Here is a 20,052-nt window from a genome sequence, read left to right as displayed (position 1 = left end):
GCCGCCGATGGCCAGAAACAACCAGGAATTGAACATCGCCGGGCGCATCGCCGCTTACTTCATCGACAGCAAGCTGACGCTGCTGATCATGGCCTTCGCCTTTCTCGCCGGCGTGTTCGCGTTCCTGGTGACGCCGCGCGAGGAAAATCCCTCGATCGTGGTGCCGGCGGCCAACGTCATCGTGTCCAAGCCCGGCGCCACGCCGGACGAGATCCAGCAGCTCATCGTCAAGCCGCTGGAGGCCATTCTCCAGGGCCTGGCCGGCATCGACCATACCTATGGCGTCGCCATGAACTCGCAGGGCGTGGTCACGGTGCAGTTCGAGGTCGGACAGAACAAGGAGGACTCGCTGGTCAAGCTGTACGACCGCATCATGAGCAACCTCGACCGCATGCCGCACGGCACGCTGCAACCGCTGATCAAGCCGGCCGACGTGGACGACGTGCCGATCCTCACGATTTCGCTCTCGTGCACCACGCGCGACGCCTGCGAGATGCGCCGCATCGCCAACGAAGTGCTGGAGGAATTGCGACGGGTCGAGGGCACGGCGTTTTCGTTCGTGCACGGCGGCGAGCCGCGCAAGATCAACGTCTATCTCGATCTTGAGCGCCTGCATGCCTACAACATCACGCTTGCCGAGGTACGCCGCGTGGTCGCGGCGACCAATGTCGACATCCCGTCCGGCGCGTTCGTGGGCGGCAACCGCGTCGCCAGCGTGCAGGCCGGCGGGGCCCTGCGCTCAGCCTCCGATGTCGGCGACCTGGTGGTGGGCCTGTCGCAGCACCGGCCGGTGTATCTCAAGCAGGTCGCGCGCATCGTCGACGGTCCGGGCGAGATCGAACGCCTGCACCGCATCGGCTACGGCCCCGCATTTTCAGGCAAGCGTGTGGCCGATTACGAGACCCCGGCGGTGACGGTGGCCATCGCCAAGCGCGCCGGCACCAATGCCGTCACGGTCGCCGACGCGGTTCTGACGACGCTGGAACGCATCCGCCCGACGCTGATCCCCGAGGGCGTGCAGGTCAACGTCACGCGCAACGACGGCGCCAAGGCCGACGCTGCGGTGAACCTGCTGATGGAGCACCTCGCGATCGCCATCGCCAGCGTGGTGGCTTTATTGGTGTTCTTCCTCGGCTGGCGCGCGGCTTCGATCGTCACCGTCACCATCCCGCTGATCCTGTTCATCACCCTGGCCGTCGGCTTCGCCGCCGGCCAGACCATCAACCGCATCACGCTGTTCGCGCTGATCCTGTCGCTCGGCCTGCTGGTCGACGACTCGATCGTGGTGATCGAAAACATCTTCCGTCACTACGCCAAGAAGGGCGCGGACCGGCTGCGGGGCGCGATCGCCGCGGTGAACGAGATCGGCAAACCGACCAACCTCGCCACCTTCACCGTGATGTTCGCGTTCCTGCCGATGTTCTGGGTCACCGGCATGATGGGGCCGTACATGGCGCCGATCCCGTTCAACGTGCCGATCGCGATGCTCACCTCGCTCGCCATCGCCTACACCGTGGCGCCGTGGGCGGCGTACCGTTTCCTCAAGGTACGCGGGGGAGAGGATCTCGAGCATCAGGAGCACCACGGGCGACTCGAACGGTTCTACGAGCGCTGGATGGGCCGGCTTATCGCTTCGCGTGGGGTGCGCAACGGTTTCTTCCTCGGCGTCGGTCTGGTGCTGCTGGCGGTGTTGCTGCTGCCGGCCTTCGGCTGGGTGAAATTCCAGATGCTGCCCAAGAACAACACCAACACGTTCAACATCACCATCGACATGCCCGAGGGCACCAGCCTCGAAGAAACCGACCGCGTGGCGCGACTGGTCGGCGACGTCGTGCGCCGGCACCCAGAGGTCGAGACTTACGAGGCCACGGTCGGCGAGGCCGGCGTGGCCGACTTCAATGGTCTGCTGCGCGGGGCCAATCTCAAATCCGGCCCGCATGTGGCCGACGTGCGCGTGAACCTGCGCAACAAGCACGACCGCGGGGAGTCCTCGATCGACATCGTACTCGAGCTGCGCCCGCCGATTGCGGAACTGGCGCGCCAGACCGGCGCGAATATCAAGCTGGTCGAGGACCCGCCGGGCCCGCCGGTGCGCGCCACGATCCTGGCCGAACTCTACGGACCCGATTACGCACAGTTGCGCAAGATCGCGAAAGAGCTGCGGCGCGAGGTGTTCGAGCAGACCGAAGACGTGGTGGACATCGACGACTCGGTGACCGACGACCGGACCGAGCACCGCATCGTGGTGAACCGCGAGCGCGCCATGCTGGCCGGCATCGCCCCGGCGCAGGTGGCGGAAACGCTGCACGCCTTCCTCGCCGGGCTCGACGCCAGCACCGTGCACCTCGAGTTCGAGAAGGAGCCGGTGCCGATCCGCTTCCGCGTCCCGGCCGCCGATCGCGCCGGGCCGCAGGACCTGTCGAAGATATTCTTCACCAGCCCGCAGGGCCGGCAGGTGCCGCTCAGCGACATCGCGCGCGTCGAAAGCCGCGTGGCGCCCAAGCCGATTTTCCACAAGGACCAGTACCCGGTGGTTTACGTCAGCGGCGAGCTCGGCTCGAGCTCGCAGGTGTACGCGGTGCTGAAAATGTGGAACTGGCTGCGCATCCACGAGCTGCCGTCGGGCGCGAAACTGACGCAGTACTTCATGGCCGACCCGGACACCAGCGGCTACGCGCTGCGCTGGGACGGCGAGATGCGCCTGACGCTGGACGTGTTCCGCGACCTCGGCTCGGCCTTCGCGGTGGCGATCATTTTGATCTACCTGACCCTGGTCGGTTATTACCGCTCGTTTGCCATCCCGCTGATCGTGATGGGCGCAATCCCGCTCACCGTCGTGGGCGTGCTGCCGGGACACATGATCATGGGCCAGCATTTCACCGCCACCTCGATGATCGGCGTGATCGCGCTGGCCGGCATCGTGGTGCGCAACTCGCTGCTGCTGATTGATTTCATCCTCGAGTACCGCAGGGCCGGGCACGCGCTCGACGAGGCGGTGTTGCAGGCCGGCGTGGTGCGCCTGCGCCCGATACTGCTCACGGCGTCTGCCATCATCCTCGGCACGCTGATCATGGCCTTCGACCCGGTGTTCGGCGGGCTGGCGATCTCGCTCATCTACGGCACCTTCGCCTCGACGGTGCTGACGCTGTTCGTGATCCCGCTGGTGTACTTTATTTACGAGCACCGGCGCGCGGCCGTGTAGACCGCGTGTCGCGCCGGGCCGCTCCCGCCACGCGCACGGTATTCGGAAGCTGGGCAAGGATGACCCCGGCCAGCGCCTCGACCGCGGCCGTGCGCGGGAAGCTCCGGCGCCACACCAGCGACACGCGCCGGTAGGCGTCCGGCACTTCCAGCTGGCGCGTCACCACGCCCGAGCCGGTCATCGCGGCGCTGCGCAACGCCAGCGCCGGCACCAGCGTCGCGCCCATGCCCGCGCCCACGAGCTGCAACAGGGTGTCGAGGCTGGCGGCGCGCAGATCGGCCTGCTCGCCGGTCTGCGCGCGCTCGCGCAGGTGGCACACCTCCATGGCCTGTTCGGCCAGGCAATGGCCTTCGGACAGCAACAGCAGATCGAGCTGAGCGAGATCACGGCGCACGATGCTGTCCTTGTCGTACAGCGGGTGTTTGCGCGGGATCGCCAGCCAGAACGGTTCGTCGAACAGGACGCGCGTCGCCAGCTCGGCATCCTTCACCGTGGTTGCGATCAGCGCCGCATCGATCTCATGACGGTGCAACCGCTCGAGCAAGTGTTCGGTCAGCTCCTCGGTGAGCACCAGTTTCAATTGCGGGTGCTGGCGCCTGAGCGGCGCCAGCACCAGCGGCATGAGGTAGGGGCTGAGCGTCGGGATCACGCCGAGCCGCAGCGACCCGGCGAGCGGGTCCTGGCTGGCGCGCGCCAGCTGCGCCAGCGCCTCGGCCTCCTCCACCGCGCGCCGCGCGTGCGGCAGCAGTGCCTCACCCAGCGGCGTCAGCGCCACGTGTTTTTTGGTGCGCTCGAACAGTGCTACGCCCAGCTCGTCCTCGAGCTTCTTGATCTGGCCCGAGAGCGTCGGCTGCGACACGAAACTGCGCGCCGCCGCCTGCCCGAAGTGGCGGGTTTCGGCGAGCATGATGAAGTACTTGAGGTCACGCAGGTTCATATCGGCCCTCCGGCGGGACAAAAACGTATATAGGCAATTCCTATCATACTGACTTGAAATAACGATTGGAACGATTAAACGTCCGGGCCTAGGCTGCGTCTCATTGAACGGCGGGCCGTGACGCCGTTGGCCGGAAGTGGCGGGATTTTGACCGCCATCAACGAACCAGTCCCGCAACCGGGACAGGCTCCGGAAATTGCACGGCGAACCTGATGTTACGAAGGAAAGGAGAGAACCCATGTCAACCGAAGCCAAGTGCCCGTTCCATCACACCGCTGGCGCCGGCCCGTCGAACCGGGACTGGTGGCCGAACCAGCTGAAACTGGACATGCTGCGCCAGCATTCCGCCAAGTCCAATCCGATGGGTGAGGACTTCAATTACGCCGAAGAATTCAAGACGCTCGACCTGGAGGCCGTGAAGAAGGATCTCCGCGCGCTGATGACCAACTCACAGGACTGGTGGCCGGCGGACTTCGGCCACTACGGACCGTTGTTCATTCGCATGGCCTGGCACAGCGCCGGCACCTACCGCACCGCCGACGGCCGCGGCGGCGCCGGAACCGGCAACCAGCGTTTCGCCCCCATCAACAGCTGGCCCGACAACGTCAACCTTGACAAGGCGCGCCGGCTGATCTGGCCGATCAAGCAGAAGTATGGCCGCAAGATCTCCTGGGCCGACCTGATCATTCTCACCGGCAACGTCGCGCTGGAATCGATGGGCTTCAAGACCTTCGGTTTCGCCGGCGGGCGCGAGGACATCTGGGAACCGGAAAAGGACATCTACTGGGGCGCCGAAAAAAAGTGGCTGGAAGACCAGCGCCACTCCGGTGAACGCCAGCTCGAGAATCCGCTCGCGGCCGTGCAGATGGGCCTCATCTACGTCAACCCGGAGGGCCCCAACGGCAACCCGGACCCCGTGGCCGCGGCCAAAGACATCCGCGAGACCTTCGCGCGCATGGCGATGAACGACGAAGAAACAGTGGCGCTCATCGCCGGCGGCCACACCTTCGGCAAGACCCACGGCGCCGGCGTGGCAACCCACGTCGGGCCCGAGCCCGAAGCCGCTCCCATTGAGGAACAGGGCCTCGGCTGGAAGAGCAGCTTCGGCAGCGGCAAGGGTGCCGACCAGATCGGCAGCGGCCTGGAAGTCACCTGGACCACCACGCCGACGAAGTGGAGCAACAACTTCTTCTGGAACCTGTTCGGCTACGAATGGGAGCTGACCAAGAGCCCGGCCGGCGCGCATCAGTGGACACCGAAGCATGGCGCCGGCGCCGGCACCGTGCCGCATGCGCACGACAAGTCGAAGCGCATCGCGCCGACCATGCTGACCACGGACCTGTCGCTGCGTTTCGACCCGGCGTACGAGAAGATCTCGCGGCGCTTCATGGAAAACCCGGACGAGTTCGCGGATGCCTTCGCCCGTGCCTGGTTCAAGCTGACGCACCGTGACATGGGGCCGCGCGCCCGCTATCTCGGCCCGGAGGTTCCGAAGGAAGAGCTGATCTGGCAAGACCCGATCCCCGCGGTCAATCACAAGTTGATCGACGCGCGGGACATTGCCGACCTCAAGGGCAAGGTGCTGGCGTCGGGCCTCACGGTCGCGCAGCTGGTGTCGACCGCCTGGGCATCGGCGTCCACGTTCCGTGGTTCCGACATGCGCGGCGGCGCCAACGGCGCCCGCATCCGTCTGGCGCCACAGAAGGACTGGGCCGTCAACCAGCCGGCGCAACTCGCCAAGGTGCTCAAGACACTCGAGGGCATCCAGAGCGAGTTCAACAAGGCAGCCGCGAGCGGCAAGAAGCTGTCGCTCGCCGACCTGATCGTGCTCGCTGGTTGCGCCGGCGTTGAAAAAGCGGCGAAGAATGCCGGTGTCGAGGTGACGGTTCCGTTCGCACCGGGCCGCATGGACGCTTCGCCGGAGCAGACCGATGTCGAGGCCTTTGCCGTGCTGGAGCCGATCGCGGATGGCTTCCGCAACTACCAGAAGACCAGATATACCGTCTCGGCCGAGGAGCTGCTGGTGGACAAGGCACAACTGCTGACGCTGACCCCGCCGGAGATGACGGTTCTGGTTGGCGGCATGCGGATCCTCAACACCAACGTCGGCCAGACCCGGCACGGTGTCTTCACCGACCGTCCGGAGACGTTGACCAACGACTTCTTCGTGAATCTGCTCGATATGGGCACCGCCTGGAAGGCGATGTCCGCGGACAAGGACGTGTTCGAGGGCAGCGACCGCAAGACCGGCAAACCGAAGTGGACCGGCACCCGTGTCGACCTGGTGTTCGGCTCGAACTCCGAGCTGCGCGCGCTGGCCGAGGTCTATGCCACGGCGGACGCGCAGCAGAAGTTCGTCCGCGACTTCGTGGCGGCCTGGAACAAGGTGATGAACCTGGATCGCTTCGACCTCAAGTGATTCCGGAAGAAGCGAAGGCCGCGCAGTAATCCGTTGCAGGGCGCTCGGGGCAGAGATGTCCCGCGCGCCTTTTTGTCCGTACCACTCAACCAGCGAAGGTGAAGGCAAATGAAAGCATTAACGATCGCATTCCGACCCGCGCCGTTCACGCGGCGCGTCGGGCGCGCCTTCCACATGATCGGGCTCATGCTCGCCGGTGCCTGGCCCGAAACCCGGATGATCCGTCCGCGGGTGCCGGCCGGCGCGGTGAAAACGCCGGGCCGCTGATCGCGACATCAATCCCAGAGTTTGCGCCACCAGCGCTTGCGGTTCTCCGGGCGGTGCGCGTGGTCATGCAGCGTGACCGGCGGCAAGCGACTCAGGACCCAGCCGGGCAGTGGCGGGTTGTCGCTGAAACCGCACTGCACGCCGAGATTGTTCGGATCGAAGATCTTGATCATGGAAGGTTCGGTCTTGCTGTCGGTGTAAACGATGCCGCAGTAATCTTCTTCGTGTTCCTTGCGCAACAGCACGTCGATCTCACCGAGAAAAATATTAACCTGCTCGGCCGTGGCAGGCGCGGTCGGGGGCGGCTCGCCGATGGCGTACAGGTACCAGCCGGCGGCAGCGTTGTCGCGCACCACGTTCCAGAAGGCGTCGAGATCCTCCCAGCTCAGCACGCCGGTGAAATTACCGCGGAAGGCGGCGTGGAACGGGTCTTCGATCGGGGCGGGGTGCATGCTTTCTTCTCCGTAACGGTTTTTTACCACGATTTTCCGGAACATTTTATCTGCATGGCGGCAATACCGGACGTTCTTCCTCGAAAAGCCGGATCGCATGTTGCCCCGACAGGGACTGGCTGATGCTGCTCACGGTTGTCTGCATGGCGGCCGGCAACTCCTCCGGGCCCGGGAGCCGAACGCCGTAGCGGCGCGGGAGCGTAAACGGCGCCATCAGGCAGGCGAAACTCAGGTCAGCCGCCGTGAATCGGTCGCCGAGAAGGTAAGGACGGCCATCGGCGAGCAGCGTATCGGTGTGCGCGAGAACCTGCCTGACTTGTTCGAGTCCCGCCTCCACCGTCCGGAGCGATATGTTCAGTCGCTTCCTGGCAAACTCCTGCATCGGCCACAGCAACCAGCGAGCCAGCAGGCGTTCATGGGCGGGAACCCTCTGCGCGATCAGTCTGAGAATTGCGGAGGCCGGTTGCTGACGGTACTGGAAATAGAACCAGCGGCGGCTTTCGACCCCGAGCACGCTGTCGAACAAGACCTCCAGTTCATCAACCCGGGCCCGAAGCGGCGGGTCCGGATACAGTTTGTGCTCGGGGCGCGCATAACGCTCCAGATGCCTGAGGATGGACGCGGATCCCGTGATGGTTTCCCCGTTGTCGATCAGGACCGGGACCAGCGGCTGGCGACTCAGACGCCAGGTTCGCCAATAATGGAACCCCTGGATATGCGCCTCTTCGTGGTAGGCGAGGCCGAGCCGCTCCAGGCCCCAGCGGGCCTTTTCGCAGTAGTGACTGATCGGGATGGTCAGCAAGCGAATAGTCATGGCGCCCCGCGATCATGAGCGTGGGCGAGAAGTTCGTCCACCGACCACTGGTCATCGGCGTGCGTGCCGTACTTGCAGGCTCGAACCTTCCCGTCCGTCGCGATCAGAAAATCGGCGGGCAGGCCCAGCGCGCTTTCCCCCGACGACGGCAGGCCCGGAAGCCCCGGAAGCATGCGCAGGACATTCGGCAGCGCCAGAAACAACACACGCGGATTCAGCAAAGCGCCTGGACCCGACCCGACGCCGAAGTCGGTATAAAGACTGCCACCGGGGTCAGCGACGATGTCGAACGGGACGCCCCCATGATGACGCTGCAACGCCGTCAGGGTAGAGCGGAACACTACCACCTCGCGGATGTTTGCCGCCGTGATGTCATCATGGCGTCGCACGAAGGAATGCAGGTGTACGCTGCAAAAAGGACAGCCCGCGAATCGCCGGAACTGAAGATGGACCAGTCTGCTTCCGTCCGGAATCGGCACCGGTCTGGAATCGGTGTCCACCAGGGTTTTCCTGCCGATAACCTGTCCGACATGAATCCTGTTCATCACTCCCCCTTGTTCTTAATTCTTTCTTGATCTTTCTTTTAGCTCGCGGAACACCGGTCTTCGGACGGTTGTCCGAAGACCGGCCGTTCAGAACTAGATGAACAGGCTCACGTCGGATTTCTGCGCGATCGGCAGGAAGCTGGCGGCGCCGATCCAGTCCTTGACCTCGGGAATGAAATCGTCGCGCGTGTAGCCGAACAGATCCACCGTCATCTGGCACGCGACCAGATTGACGCCGGCCTCGATACAGACATCGCGCAATTCCTGGATCGACGCGACGCCGTTGTTCTTCACGGTTTTCTTCATCAGGGTCGTGGCCAACTTCTCGAATCCCGGCACGCCGGCCATCAGCAGGTTCGGCATGTTCCAGTTGATGCCCTGGAACCATTTCGGCCCGAACGGCATTTTCATGGGCATGCCCGGATTCCCGAGCGGACTCACCTGGAGATTCAGGTCTTTTTTCAGCAGTTCCAGGCCGTAGAAGGTGAAAAACACGTTCACGTCCCAGCCCAGCGCCGAGGCGGTGGAGGCGAGAATGAACGGCGGATAGGCCCAGTCCATGGTGCCCTTGGTGGCGATGATGGAAAGCGACGGCGTCCTGTTCTCTTCAACCTCTTTCAGTTTTTTCGAGAAACGATCGTCGAACCACGCGTCGAGCGCGGCGCCGTGCTGCTGCAGCAATTCGCCGGAAAGATTGCCGGTGGATTTTTCTGCCGTGATGGACATGAGCCCTCCTCAATAAGTTACAGGATGATCGGATAAACCTCGCCGCGCCTTCCGTCCTGATTGTTGATTGCATGAACGATCGACACGGATTTGATATGACGATTGGCATCACATATAGTCAATCGGCATATTCTGAACTGATTAAATATGCCGGACGGGCGAAGCACAAATCAGAGAATTTAATTAGTTTCGCTAACAAACAGGATTGCGGGAGCGGCATGGAAAATATCGATGTCGTCAAACTGCTCAAGGCGGCGCAGAACCTGGAGCGCAACATCTCGGTGTCGCTGATGTACTCGGGACTGCGGGTTCCCCAGTACCGGTTGCTCGATGCACTGGCGGAAATGGGGCAGGCGACGGTGACGGAAATGAGCGAAAAGCTGAGCGTCCGGCGCGCCACGGCCAGCGTGCTGATCAACGAGCTGATCCAGTCGGGGATCGTGGAGGTGACCGAAAACAACTCGGACCGGCGCTCGTTCCACATCCGCCTTAGCCGCATGGGCGCAGGCAAGCTCGAAGCAGCGAGGAAGGACATCGCCGTGTTCCGCGAAAAGCTGTCGCAAAAATATCCGCCGGAAATGATAAAAATGCTGAACGAATTCGCCGACCGGCTGACCTGACCAGCCGGCGAAATCCGGTTGCCGCGCCTCCGTCAGTGCTTGCGTATCTGGAAAACATACTCGCCGCTGTTCTGCTCGGAGGAAACCAGCTCGTTGCCGGTCTGTTTGCAGAAGGCGTCGAAATCCTTGACCGCGCCCGGATCGGTGGCGCGTATGCGCAGCACCTGTCCCGATTGCAGACCGTTAAGCGCCTTCTTGGCGCGCAGAATGGGCAGCGGGCAGTTGAGTCCGCGGGCGTCGAGTTCCTGGACTGTGTTTGACATGGCGATCTCCTGTTTGGGTTGAGGGAGTCTTGAGAATTCAATCAGGCCGGCTGGCACAGGCGCGGCCACGGATAGCCTTCGGCCCTGAGATCGGCCAGGTGCTCGCGCACCGCCGCGCGCCAGTCCTTGCCCGGCGCATAACCGAGTTTTCTCCGGGCATAATCGTTGGGGCAGACCCAGTTCTCGCACAGATGCACGATGGAACGGGTGAGAAACGGCGAGGAACCCGGCATGACCGGCTTGAGCGACTCCATCAGCCAGCCAAAGGCATACCCGGCCGGGTAAGGGACGCTGTAAAGCGGCCTGGGAAATCCCGTCTCCATTGCGATGAACTCCACGACCTCGCGCAACGTGGGAAATTCCTTGCCGCAGATGTTGAACGACTCGTAGTCATTCAGGCCGTTGGTTGTTGCTGCCAGCGCAAAAGCCTTGCCCAAGTCGGTGTCGGCCACCAACGGCAGGCGCTTGCGTCCTCCGGCGAGCCACGGCACCAGCCGGGTTCGAAGCCGTGGCACCAGTGCCGGCAGCATGCCCAGGCGGTTGCCGGCGCCAATAAAGTGACCGAGGCGCAGCGTGACCATTTGTGTGCCACGCTGGCTGTTCGTGCGCATGTAATGGTCCAGATCGACCAGGCAGTCGAGATGGGGCCAGAAACCGGTGTGCCGCGTCGGTGAGAAATCGTCGATGGGTTCGTTGTCTTTCCTGACAGCCCCGATCACGACCGTGCTGGTCTGGATAAAGCGTTTTACGCCCTGTCGAATGGATTGCTCGATGAGGTCACGGGTCGGCTCGAAAAAGCGTTCGCGTTCCTGCTCCTTGTGGCTCCACATGGATGCCCAGTTGCCGGCGCTGCATATGACATCGACCTCTCTCACTACCTCGCGTCGGTAATCCGCATCCATCAAATTACCAACCCGTACCTCACCCTGGAAATTTCCTGCCAGTTTCTCGCGTTGGCGGCAGGCCGCTATCGGCTCGACACCGGGCTGCGTCATGAGGGCCTTGAGGACATTGCTGCCCAGAAAACCCGTGGCTCCCGTTACCAGCACCCGAAGCTTTTTTGTCGCGCTCATTATTTCTCCCGGTTGGCCAGAATTTATTCAGCGGCCTTTCACAAGCTGTCTATCCATTTTTTGAGTCGCACTGTTTCGCGTGCGATCAGGTCCGGTTGGCGGAAGGTGTGCGTCAGCAGGCTGGCGCCCTGCAGCACCGAGACAACGTGCAGCGCGAGGTCGGGTGATTCTTTTTCTTTGCCGAGCAGGCGGAACTGCTGCTCGGCCCAGGACAGCATGGCGGCCATCAGGCTGGCGGACTTGTCTGCCAGCGGTCCACCGTCTTTGTGCAGCTCCTGGCACAAGCTGCCAATAGGGCAGCCGCTCTGGGCAAGAGTTTCGCGCTCGCCGGACACCATCTCGATCAGCGCCGCCAGCCTCTGCTTCGGATCAGGCAGCCGGTTCCATGACTCGATCATGCCGCGGTAAAAATTCGCGCGGTGTTCGATCAGGGCGCTGCCGATCTCTTCTTTGGTTTTGAAGTAGTAATACACGTTGCCGAGCGGCACCTCGGATTCGCGGGCGATGTCGGCGAGCGTGGTCAGGTTGAAACCCTGCTGATGAATCAGTTTGTTGGCGGCCTCAATCAGGCGTGTGCGTTTGTCTGATCCCATTTTTAATTTAATTTCAGTTAGTTATATTTTAAGTTAGTTGTATAACTTAATTATGGACTGCTAATTATGGAGCTGTCAAGCAAGGGCCTTCAGTAACTTCGGCCAGATGGAAATCCAACTCATGAGGGCCGCCGTCACACGGATACCGGCGGCGGAATTGCCGGCATGAATATCAGTACCAGAGCGGTGTCAGATGCCACGATATACTTTGAACTGTTGGTGAACTGACGACATGGACACCCTGACACATGCCCTGAGCGGCGCGTTGCTTGCGCGCGCGACGGAACCGAAGGACCCGCGGCCGGATCAGTTGCCGCGGCGCGCACGCCTGTGGGTCGGGTTCTGGGCTGCGGCGTTTCCCGACAGCGATTTCATCACGCGCTTCATCGATCCGCTCACCTATCTCACTGTGCACCGCGGCGTCACCCACTCGGTGGTCATGCTGCCGTTGTGGGCGCTGGGCCTGTCGCTGCTGTTCATGCTGCTGGTACGCGGCAAATATTCCTGGCGCGCATTCGTCGGCGTGGTGGCGCTGGGCATCGGCATCCACATCGCCGGTGACGTCATCACCGCCTTCGGCACCATGATCTTCGCGCCATTCTCCGTCTGGCGCGCGCAGCTACCGACGACCTTCATCATCGATCCGTATTTCACAGCGATCATCGTCGCCGGACTCGTGGCCTCGGCGGTATGGAAGCTTACGCGCAAACCCGCCGTCATCGGCCTGGCCGTGCTCGCCGCCTACGTGGGTTTCCAAGGCGTCCTGCATCAACGTGCCGTCGCGGCAGGCGAGAACTACGCGCTCCGTCACGGGCTCGTGGCCGGCACGGTTGAGGCGATTCCCCAGCCGTTCTCGCCGTTCCACTGGATGATCGTGATCCCGCAAAAGGACGAATATCACATGGCCTACGTGAGCCTGTGGCGCAACGAGATTCCGGAATTCCCGCCGGAGGGCGCCCATTGGCTGCGCCAGGTCCATGCCTCGTATTACCCGGTGCGGGACGCCCTGTGGAAACAGGTTCCACGTTTCGGCCTGGGGAAGGATGCCAAGCTGGCGGAAGAGTTGTGGTATTCCGAGGTGCTTTCGTCCTACCGGAATTTTGCCCTGTTTCCGGCGTTGTATGGCATGGATCGCGTCCAGGGCCGGCTATGCGTGTGGTTCAACGATCTGCGCTTTGCGCTCGCTGGCAGGAACATGCCCTTCCGCTATGGCGCGTGCCGGACCGGCAAGGATGCGGCATGGCGTGTTTACCGCCTGATCAATGATGACAGCGGCCAGGAAATCTTCGAGGCCATTCCGCATTAAGACAGAGCACGTAAATGAAGCCCTACTCGCTGCGCTCGTTTGTCCGGGCATAAGATTAATCACAGAGAATAAAAATCAAAACTGTTCGCTGAAATTTCCTGTTTTTACTCTGTGTTCTCTGTGGCCTCTGTGACCATGAATTAATACATATCCGCCGGATCGACATCCAGCGACCAGCGCGTCTTCTTGGCGAACTTCGCCTCCGTCAGCTGCCGCACCCATTGCGCCAGGAATTCGTGCAGCGGCGCGCGCTGGCCGGATTGCACCAGCAGTTGCGCGCGGTAACGCCCGGCGCGCCGCTCCATGGGTGCCGGCGCCGGGGACAATAGCTGAACGTCCTTCCCGGGCGACAGTTGCACCGCCAGCGCGCGCGCCGCGCGCAGAAATTCGAGCGCCGCGCCGGGCGCGGGCGCTTCGGCGCGCAGCAGGGCCAGATGGGTGTAAGGCGGGTAGCCGGTCTCGCGGCGCTCGTTGAGCGCGAACTCGGCGAAGCCGTGAAAGTCATGGCGCTGCAACGCCGCGAACAGGGGATGCTCCGGATGCCAGGTCTGGATCAGCACCTCGCCCGGCTTGTCGGCGCGGCCGGCGCGGCCGCTGACCTGCATGATCAACTGGAACAGCCGTTCACCCGAACGGAAATCGGTCCCGTACAACCCCTGGTCGGCGTTGAGGATGCCGACCAGCGTGACGTTGGGGAAGTCATGCCCCTTGGACAGCATCTGGGTCCCGACCAGGATATCGGCCTCGCCGGCGTGGACGCGACGCAGTTTTTCCTCGAGCGCCCCGCGGCGCGCGGTGCTGTCGCGATCAATGCGCTCGATGCGCGCCCGCGGGAAAAATTTTTCCAGCGCGCCCTCGACCCGTTCCGTGCCCTCGCCGAGCGGGTGCAGGTTGGCGCCCTGGCAGGAGGGACAACTCTTGACGACTTCCTGTTCCGCGCCGCAATGATGGCAAAGCAGTTTCTGTTTCCTGTGATGCAGGGTGAGCCGGGCGTCGCAGCGCTTGCACGGGGCGACCCAGCCGCAGTCAAAACACATCCACACCGGAGAGAAGCCGCGGCGGTTGAGAAACAGGATGCTCTGCTCGCCTTTTTCGAGTCTGGCCGCGAGCGCCTCGCGCAGCGGCAACGATAATCCTTCGCTGGGCTTGAGCCGGCGCATGTCGAGCAGCCGCACCTGTGGCATGACCGCGGTTCCAGTGCGTTCCGGCAATTCAATCAGGGTATAGGCGCCTTGGCGCGCGTTCTTGAGGCTCTCCAGCGAGGGCGTGGCCGAGCCGAGTATGACCGGTATTTTCTCGCGCGCGGCGCGCATCACGGCCACGTCGCGGGCCGAATAGCGGAAACCGTCCTGCTGTTTGTACGAGGCATCGTGTTCCTCGTCCACGACGATAAGACCGGGATGCATCAGCGGCGTGAATACCGCCGAGCGCGTGCCGAGCACGATGGACGCGCGGCCGGCGCTGGCCCGGACCCAGGCGCTCAGGCGTTCCTGTTCGTTGAGGCCGGAATGCAGCAGGGCGATCGGCGCACGAAAACGCCGCGCGAAACGACCCACCAGCTGCGGCGTCAGGCTGATCTCCGGCACCAGCACCAGCGCCTGCTTGCCCTGCGCCAGCACCTGCTCGATCACGCCCAGGTACACCTCGGTCTTGCCGCTGCCGGTCACGCCATGCAGCAGGAAAGGACGAAATCCGCCGAGACCGGCAAGGATGCCGGCCACGGCGGATTTCTGGTCCGGATTGAGTTCCGGCGCGGTTTGCAAATCCCCGCTGATCACGGGCCGCGTCTCACGTTGGTGACTGCTCACCCACCCTTTGGCGCGCAGCGCCTTGAGCGCCGCCGCCGAGCGCTGCGAGACCTTGGCAAGCTGCTCCGCATCGAGACCGTCCGCATCCGCCGCCAGCGCCTCGAGCACCTGTTTCTGCGCCGGCGCGCGCTTCAACGTCTGCGGATCCACCGCCTTTCCGGCGGGCGTGAGCGACCACACCTTCACCCCGCTGGCGACCGGCGCACGTCCCTGACGCAAATACACCGGCAGGGCCGTGTGGATGACCTCGCCGAGGGGATGATGGTAATAATCCGCCGCCCATTGGAGCAGGCTCAACATGGATGGCGGGAGGATGGCGCTGTCGTCCAGCGGTTGTGTGATGCTTTTCAGCCGGTTGGCGGGCAACTCGCTTTGCGCCACCTCACCCATCACCACCCCGACCAGTTCGCGCCGGCCAAAGGGCACGCGCACGCGCACGCCTGGCGGGAACCTGGCCACACCAGGCACGGCCAAATAATCAAACAGGCGATATAACGGTGTTGGAATTGCGACCTGATAGATGCGCGGCATGGCTACCATGCCACGACTCTATCACAGGAAATTCAGGCCTGATGGCGGGAAAAACCGGATCGCGCAGCGCGGAAACTGAAATCGTTGCGGTCTGTTCACTGAACTCGTTACTGGCTTGATTTGCTCCGTCGGCGAGCCAGCGCGGCAAGCGCAATTGCCCCCGACCCGAAAAGCGGCAGCGCAGCGGGTACAGGTACAACAGCGACGGAGGCAGCATGTGCCTCATTGCCCATATGGATTTTCATGGTGTATGTCCCCGCCGCCAGCGCGGCGGTGGAAGCGCTGAACGATCCTGCTCCCGGGGAATAGGTGTTGTTGCCGTTGATACCAAAATTAAGACTGAATGGATCTGACCCTTCGGTGCCGTTCAGAATTCCGCCTGACAGTCCATCGGGGGCCCATTCAAACTTTTTCGTCAGACCCTGCCAGATGGTGATATTCATGTCAGTGGTCCCCGAGGCGGAAAGTGCGCCCGCGCCGAGCTGTGTTTGCATATAAGGCGTCGACAGGAAGCTGAAATTGAGCATACCGACAGAGGTCAGGTTGAAAGAAGCGATCATCGTATTGGCGCCAGCAGCACCGGCAAGGCCATCGTAGGATGTTGCTTCACCAATGGAAGAGGCAGCGCCGGTACCCGCCAGGACATTTTTACTGCCTATCTGCGCATCGCCATACGCATAGCCCGGATCGGGACTGATTCCGTGCGAAGTGAAACTGTTGTTGAAACCAGCGCAGTACCCGCCCACGCAGGCTGCATCGGCATCCTGCTTGTCAATATCGGCCTCCCCGCCGGTCAAATCTCCAAGCGCAACCGCAATGTCGCCCGAAAACGTAAACCCGCCGAAGCTCGATCCGGAAGGCATGCTGAGGAGGAAATTGGTGATGCTATTGGTTGATACCGCGTATGAGGAGGCTGACGAAACACCGGCTGTCAACAAACCCGCGCTGCCCATTATCCATGCGACAAGGCGGCAAATTATTCTGCCCTTCATGGCCTGCTCCATCCTGAAATAATTTATAAATTTATATTTTTAGAATCACTCAAGACGATACCCTAAAGCTGATTCTTCCGGCAAGGAAAATAATTATCCTTTCCCATGCATCCATGCCAGCACCTCTACCAGGCCATGGGGCGAAAAGGCTTTGCGTATTTTCTGTGCAATACGTGAAACACCCGCGCTCCACGTTCACAACTTTGTCATGAAGTGCGTGTAAGCGCTTGTATCCAAAAGGCGCAAACGTTACTCACAGAATCTGTGGATAACAATGTTGATGAAGCCGACCGGTACATTCTGTCGCACGGCATTTTCCGGGGATTGCGTTAGTTTGATTAAAAAATAAACTGACGAATTAAATGTTTCAATATCAACGTGTTAGATAAAATCACCCGGGTTTTATCAAGGGATTTCTGACGGCGGCGGCAGGTCATTTCCGGACGTGTTTTCTCTGTGCATAAAACCGACGACCGGAGGCATGTTCCAGCTCAAAAATGCCCGGGTTTCAGCTAGGCAGCCGATAAAACTACGTTTACGATGCGGCGGGATTCCAAGGAACAGGAGGAGACAACATGAAAGCTGTATGCAAATGGGTGCAGCAATACGGACCGCTGCTGGGGCGCCTGCTGCTGGCAAATCTCTTCATCGTTTCCGGCTTCAAGAAGATCGCCGGTTTCGCCGGAACCGCAGGCTACATGGCGAAGGTAATGCCGGCACTCGATCCCAACCTGGTCAATATCATGCTGGCACTGACCATCGCCATCGAACTGGGTGGCGGCCTGATGATCCTGGTCGGATGGCAGGCGCGCTGGGCCGCCGCCGCCATTCTCCTGTGGATGATCCCGGTGACTTATCTGTTTCATGCCTACTGGGGACTGCCGCCGGACCAGATGCAGGCGCAGTTCATCCAGTTCCAGAAAAACATGGCGATCATGGGCGCGCTGCTGTTTGTCGTCGCGCAGGGGCCGGGGCCCTGCAGTCTGGGCAAAGATAACTGCTGATGGGGTGGTAATCGGCGACGGCGGATGAATTGGCCGCCGCGGAAGCGCAACTACTTGTGCAGGCGCAGCAGCTTGGGGTTGCGCTCGATCGCCCAGGAGGACTGCTTGAGCCAGACGGCCAGCTCTTCCGCCGACAGCGGGCGGCTGATGTAGTGGCCCTGGGCGGTGTCGCAGCCCAGTTCGCTCAGGCGCTTCAGGGTTTCCTCGTTCTCCACGCCCTCCGCCACCACTTCGAGCTTGAGGTTGTGCGCCAGATCGACGCTGGTGCGCACGATGGCGGCGTCGTTTTCGTCGCGCTCCATGCCGATGACGAAGGACTTGTCGATCTTGATGGTGTTGACCGGCAGCTTCTTCAGGTAGGAGAGCGAGGAATAACCGGTGCCGAAATCGTCGATGGCGATGCGCAGCCCCATCGCCGACAGACGCGCCAGCACCTCGAGGGCACGCTCCGGCTCGGTCATCACCGCGCTCTCGGTGATCTCCAGCTCCAGCCAGCGCGGTGAAATCTGCAGCGCCGCCAGCTGCTCGGCGAAGGCGTCCGCCAGGTACGGGTCCTGCAGGTCGCGCACCGACAGGTTCATGGAAATGGTGATCGGCAGCCCCTGATCCTGGAGCAGCTGGCCCTGGCGCAGGGATTCGTTCAGCACCCATGGCGTGAGGCTGCGGATCATGCCGGTCTGTTCCAGCAGCGGGACGAAGGTATCCGGCAGCAGCAGGTCCTCGCGCGGATGATTCCAGCGCACCAGCGCCTCGACGCCCATGACCTGGAGATTCCGGAGATCCACCTTCGGCTGGTAATACAGCACGAACTGTTCCTGTTCCACGGCATGGCGCAGCTCGCCGAGCAGGGTCAGGCGCGTCGGGTTGTGCTGGTCGATCTTGCCGTCGTAGAAGGCGTGGCCGCCGTTGCTGTTCTTGGCGGCATACATGGCGACGTCGGCGCGCTGGATCAGGATGTTGGCGTCGACGCCGTGATCGGGATAGAGCGCAATGCCGATGCTGGCGCCGATATCGAGGGTCTGTTCGTCGATCCGGAACGAGGTGCGCAGGGCCTGGAGCAGCATGCGCGCCGCCATGGTGGCGTGCTTGTCGTTCACCGCCGGCAGCAGGATCGCAAATTCGTCGCCGCCCATGCGCGCCACGGTGTCGATGTCACGCAGCTTGCTGCGCAGGCGTGCCGCCACCTGTTGCAGCAGCTTGTCGCCGATCTGGTGGCCGAGGGTGTCGTTGATGTCCTTGAAGCGGTCGAGGTCCATCAGGAACAGGGCGAACGGCTTGTAATCGCGCTTGGCGTCCTCGATCGCCTGCTCGAGACGCTCGTGAAATAACGTGCGGTTCGGCAGCTTGGTCAGCGGGTCGGTGAAAGCGAGGCTTTCCAGGCTCTCATAAAGCTCCTTGAGCCGCGTCGTCATGCTGTTGAAGCCAGCGCTGAGCTCGGCGATTTCAGTACCGCCTTCCACCGCCACGTGTTCACCAAGTCGGTTCTTGTCCGCACGAGCCTTGCGCAATTGCAGGGCCAGCGCCTGCAGCGGCCGGAGCGCGACTTTGCGCAGGGCCAGCCACACCAGCCAGGCGACCAGCAGCATCGCCGCGACGGCGGCGGCCGTGAAATTGTGCCCGGCCAGCACCAATTCGTCCTTGAACGCGCGGATATCCTGGCTGACGCCGACACGCAGCGGCGCGCGCGGCGTTACGTTGAAAGCTTGTTCTGCCACCACATAATTTTCGGCTTCTTCGGCACGCGGCCAGTTGGCGGAGCGGTAAAACGGCGCGCCGTCAGCGAGGCTCAGGTACACCGGCAGGTTGAAGATGTTTTCCGGCCCGGTCAGCCGCGGGGTCATGTCCAGCGCCACCAGCAGAAAACCGGACGCGGCGCGCTCGTCCAGCGAATGAATCGAGAGATGATAGATGTTTTTATCCGCCACGCAGGTGCCGGTGACAGGCCTGGATATTTCCGTGTCTTTGCGTTTCGCCGCCACGGAATACAGGCTGGCGCAGGCGGGTTGACTCAAAATCGTTTCGGGGACGCCCTGGCCGGAAGAGGCGAGAACAGTCATGTCGGCATCCAGCAGCTGCAGCTTGGCCAGCCGGGCGCGACCGGAGGAGAAGCCGGGCCGGTCGAACAGATGATCGAGCTGGCGTACCACGAGGGCGGTTTTGCCGCTGGCTGCCGCCGTCATGAATCCGGGTTCCGAGCGGACCAGCAGAACCAGCCGCTGCGATTCCGTCTCCAGCTCGTGTCGCAGTTCGCTGATCCGCGTCCTGACCTGTTCGCCGAGCGCGGCGCGCTGTTGCGCCAGGCCGGCGTCACGATAGACGTCGCCGCTCGCCAGCACAAAAAACAGGCCGAGCAATCCCACCACCGTCATGCCGATGAGGAAGCTCGTGCGCACGGACATCTGATTCAGCAGCATCGTTATTCTTGATCGCCAAAACCGCCTGCGGGCGAATAAACGCCGATGCGAATCCGTTCGTTGTCGTTCCCGTTCCATTGGAACCT

The 20,052-nt window shown here is 62.4% G+C and carries 17 protein-coding genes; 6 read left to right on the top strand and 11 right to left on the bottom strand.

The genetic code is table 11. From position 1 onward, the window contains the following. Window positions 1–7: 7 nt before the first annotated feature. A complete protein-coding gene (locus SCL_RS00480) occupies window positions 8–3,202 on the top strand; it encodes an efflux RND transporter permease subunit (RefSeq protein WP_096359103.1) in 3,195 nt (1,064 codons plus the stop codon). Here the strand turns inward: SCL_RS00480 and SCL_RS00475 are convergent. Further along, window positions 3,171–4,139, bottom strand: coding sequence for a hydrogen peroxide-inducible genes activator (locus tag SCL_RS00475; RefSeq protein WP_096359102.1), 969 nt, complete (start codon window positions 4,137–4,139; stop codon window positions 3,171–3,173). The genes SCL_RS00480 and SCL_RS00475 overlap by 32 nt on opposite strands. A 238-nt stretch (window positions 4,140–4,377) precedes the next feature. Between SCL_RS00475 and katG the strand changes: the two genes are divergently transcribed. Both katG and SCL_RS14200 read left to right on the top strand, forming a co-directional pair. Continuing rightward, entirely contained in the window at window positions 4,378–6,558 is a 2,181-nt protein-coding gene (gene katG / locus SCL_RS00470) for a catalase/peroxidase HPI (protein ID WP_096359101.1), read from the top strand. 108 nt (window positions 6,559–6,666) lie between these two features. Continuing rightward, complete coding sequence (locus tag SCL_RS14200) at window positions 6,667–6,825, top strand: hypothetical protein (protein WP_172425857.1); 159 nt, start codon at window positions 6,667–6,669, stop codon at window positions 6,823–6,825. 8 nt (window positions 6,826–6,833) lie between these two features. On the opposite strand, the gene SCL_RS00465 is transcribed toward SCL_RS14200, so the two are convergent. From SCL_RS00465 to dsrE2, 4 genes are all read right to left on the bottom strand, one after another. After that, window positions 6,834–7,277 carry a hypothetical protein gene (locus SCL_RS00465; protein ID WP_096361775.1) on the bottom strand — a complete coding sequence of 148 codons (444 nt, stop codon included), beginning with the start codon at window positions 7,275–7,277 and terminating at the stop codon, window positions 6,834–6,836. A gap of 46 nt (window positions 7,278–7,323) precedes the next feature. Next, a complete protein-coding gene (locus SCL_RS00460; RefSeq protein WP_096359100.1) occupies window positions 7,324–8,091 on the bottom strand; it encodes a glutathione S-transferase family protein in 768 nt (255 codons plus the stop codon). Then, window positions 8,088–8,636 (bottom strand): AhpC/TSA family protein, encoded by a 549-nt coding sequence (locus SCL_RS00455; RefSeq protein WP_096359099.1) that lies wholly within the window; start codon window positions 8,634–8,636, stop codon window positions 8,088–8,090. Before SCL_RS00455 ends, SCL_RS00460 begins: the two co-directional genes overlap by 4 nt. Before the next feature lie 93 nt (window positions 8,637–8,729). Further along, window positions 8,730–9,362, bottom strand: coding sequence for a sulfur carrier protein DsrE2 (dsrE2, locus tag SCL_RS00450; RefSeq protein ID WP_096359098.1), 633 nt, complete (start codon window positions 9,360–9,362; stop codon window positions 8,730–8,732). A 218-nt stretch (window positions 9,363–9,580) separates the two neighbouring features. On the opposite strand from dsrE2, the gene SCL_RS00445 reads away from it, so the two are divergent. After that, a complete protein-coding gene (locus tag SCL_RS00445; RefSeq protein ID WP_172425856.1) occupies window positions 9,581–9,982 on the top strand; it encodes a MarR family winged helix-turn-helix transcriptional regulator in 402 nt (133 codons plus the stop codon). Between the two features lie 32 nt (window positions 9,983–10,014). Here the strand turns inward: SCL_RS00445 and SCL_RS00440 are convergent, their stop codons facing one another. From SCL_RS00440 to SCL_RS00430, 3 genes are read right to left on the bottom strand one after another with little or no spacing between them, the layout of a single operon-like run. After that, on the bottom strand, window positions 10,015–10,245 hold the full coding sequence (locus tag SCL_RS00440) for a sulfurtransferase TusA family protein (protein WP_096359096.1): 231 nt from the start codon (window positions 10,243–10,245) through the stop codon (window positions 10,015–10,017). Between the two features lie 41 nt (window positions 10,246–10,286). Then, window positions 10,287–11,318, bottom strand: coding sequence for an NAD-dependent epimerase/dehydratase family protein (locus SCL_RS00435; RefSeq protein ID WP_096359095.1), 1,032 nt, complete (start codon window positions 11,316–11,318; stop codon window positions 10,287–10,289). 38 nt (window positions 11,319–11,356) lie between these two features. Beyond that, entirely contained in the window at window positions 11,357–11,911 is a 555-nt protein-coding gene (locus tag SCL_RS00430) for a TetR/AcrR family transcriptional regulator (protein WP_096359094.1), read from the bottom strand. Window positions 11,912–12,143: 232 nt separating this feature from the next. Between SCL_RS00430 and SCL_RS00425 the strand changes: the two genes are divergently transcribed. Beyond that, window positions 12,144–13,217: a metal-dependent hydrolase gene (locus SCL_RS00425; RefSeq protein ID WP_096359093.1), complete on the top strand. Its 1,074-nt coding sequence runs from the start codon at window positions 12,144–12,146 to the stop codon at window positions 13,215–13,217. 140 nt (window positions 13,218–13,357) lie between these two features. Here the strand turns inward: SCL_RS00425 and SCL_RS00420 are convergent, their stop codons facing one another. Together SCL_RS00420 and SCL_RS00415 are read right to left on the bottom strand one after the other, a co-directional pair. After that, complete coding sequence (locus SCL_RS00420) at window positions 13,358–15,556, bottom strand: primosomal protein N' (RefSeq protein WP_096359092.1); 2,199 nt, start codon at window positions 15,554–15,556, stop codon at window positions 13,358–13,360. Window positions 15,557–15,663: 107 nt separating this feature from the next. Further along, a complete protein-coding gene (locus SCL_RS00415) occupies window positions 15,664–16,548 on the bottom strand; it encodes an EDSAP-1 family PEP-CTERM protein (RefSeq protein WP_148664932.1) in 885 nt (294 codons plus the stop codon). 575 nt (window positions 16,549–17,123) lie between these two features. Between SCL_RS00415 and SCL_RS00410 the strand changes: the two genes are divergently transcribed. Beyond that, window positions 17,124–17,552: a DoxX family protein gene (locus SCL_RS00410; RefSeq protein ID WP_096359090.1), complete on the top strand. Its 429-nt coding sequence runs from the start codon at window positions 17,124–17,126 to the stop codon at window positions 17,550–17,552. A 50-nt stretch (window positions 17,553–17,602) separates the two neighbouring features. On the opposite strand, the gene SCL_RS00405 is transcribed toward SCL_RS00410, so the two are convergent. Beyond that, window positions 17,603–19,966 (bottom strand): putative bifunctional diguanylate cyclase/phosphodiesterase, encoded by a 2,364-nt coding sequence (locus tag SCL_RS00405; RefSeq protein WP_172425855.1) that lies wholly within the window; start codon window positions 19,964–19,966, stop codon window positions 17,603–17,605. Between the last annotated feature and the right edge of the window lie 86 nt (window positions 19,967–20,052).

This window comes from Sulfuricaulis limicola (assembly GCF_002355735.1).
Lineage (GTDB): Bacteria > Pseudomonadota > Gammaproteobacteria > Acidiferrobacterales > Sulfurifustaceae > Sulfuricaulis > Sulfuricaulis limicola.
This window is presented reverse-complemented; position numbering and strand designations above follow the sequence as displayed.

Excerpts from the sequence above, each read along its gene's own strand:
- SCL_RS00480 (WP_096359103.1), top strand. The coding sequence starts at position 8 with ATGGCCAGAAACAACCAGGAATTGAACATCGCCGGGCGCATCGCCGCT.
- SCL_RS00475 (WP_096359102.1), bottom strand. The coding sequence starts at position 4,139 with ATGAACCTGCGTGACCTCAAGTACTTCATCATGCTCGCCGAAACCCGC.
- katG (WP_096359101.1), top strand. The coding sequence starts at position 4,378 with ATGTCAACCGAAGCCAAGTGCCCGTTCCATCACACCGCTGGCGCCGGC.
- SCL_RS14200 (WP_172425857.1), top strand. The coding sequence starts at position 6,667 with ATGAAAGCATTAACGATCGCATTCCGACCCGCGCCGTTCACGCGGCGC.
- SCL_RS00465 (WP_096361775.1), bottom strand. The coding sequence starts at position 7,277 with ATGCACCCCGCCCCGATCGAAGACCCGTTCCACGCCGCCTTCCGCGGT.
- SCL_RS00460 (WP_096359100.1), bottom strand. The coding sequence starts at position 8,091 with ATGACTATTCGCTTGCTGACCATCCCGATCAGTCACTACTGCGAAAAG.
- SCL_RS00455 (WP_096359099.1), bottom strand. The coding sequence starts at position 8,636 with ATGAACAGGATTCATGTCGGACAGGTTATCGGCAGGAAAACCCTGGTG.
- dsrE2 (WP_096359098.1), bottom strand. The coding sequence starts at position 9,362 with ATGTCCATCACGGCAGAAAAATCCACCGGCAATCTTTCCGGCGAATTG.
- SCL_RS00445 (WP_172425856.1), top strand. The coding sequence starts at position 9,581 with ATGGAAAATATCGATGTCGTCAAACTGCTCAAGGCGGCGCAGAACCTG.
- SCL_RS00440 (WP_096359096.1), bottom strand. The coding sequence starts at position 10,245 with ATGTCAAACACAGTCCAGGAACTCGACGCCCGCGGACTCAACTGCCCG.
- SCL_RS00435 (WP_096359095.1), bottom strand. The coding sequence starts at position 11,318 with ATGAGCGCGACAAAAAAGCTTCGGGTGCTGGTAACGGGAGCCACGGGT.
- SCL_RS00430 (WP_096359094.1), bottom strand. The coding sequence starts at position 11,911 with ATGGGATCAGACAAACGCACACGCCTGATTGAGGCCGCCAACAAACTG.
- SCL_RS00425 (WP_096359093.1), top strand. The coding sequence starts at position 12,144 with ATGGACACCCTGACACATGCCCTGAGCGGCGCGTTGCTTGCGCGCGCG.
- SCL_RS00420 (WP_096359092.1), bottom strand. The coding sequence starts at position 15,556 with ATGCCGCGCATCTATCAGGTCGCAATTCCAACACCGTTATATCGCCTG.
- SCL_RS00415 (WP_148664932.1), bottom strand. The coding sequence starts at position 16,548 with ATGAAGGGCAGAATAATTTGCCGCCTTGTCGCATGGATAATGGGCAGC.
- SCL_RS00410 (WP_096359090.1), top strand. The coding sequence starts at position 17,124 with ATGAAAGCTGTATGCAAATGGGTGCAGCAATACGGACCGCTGCTGGGG.
- SCL_RS00405 (WP_172425855.1), bottom strand. The coding sequence starts at position 19,966 with ATGCTGCTGAATCAGATGTCCGTGCGCACGAGCTTCCTCATCGGCATG.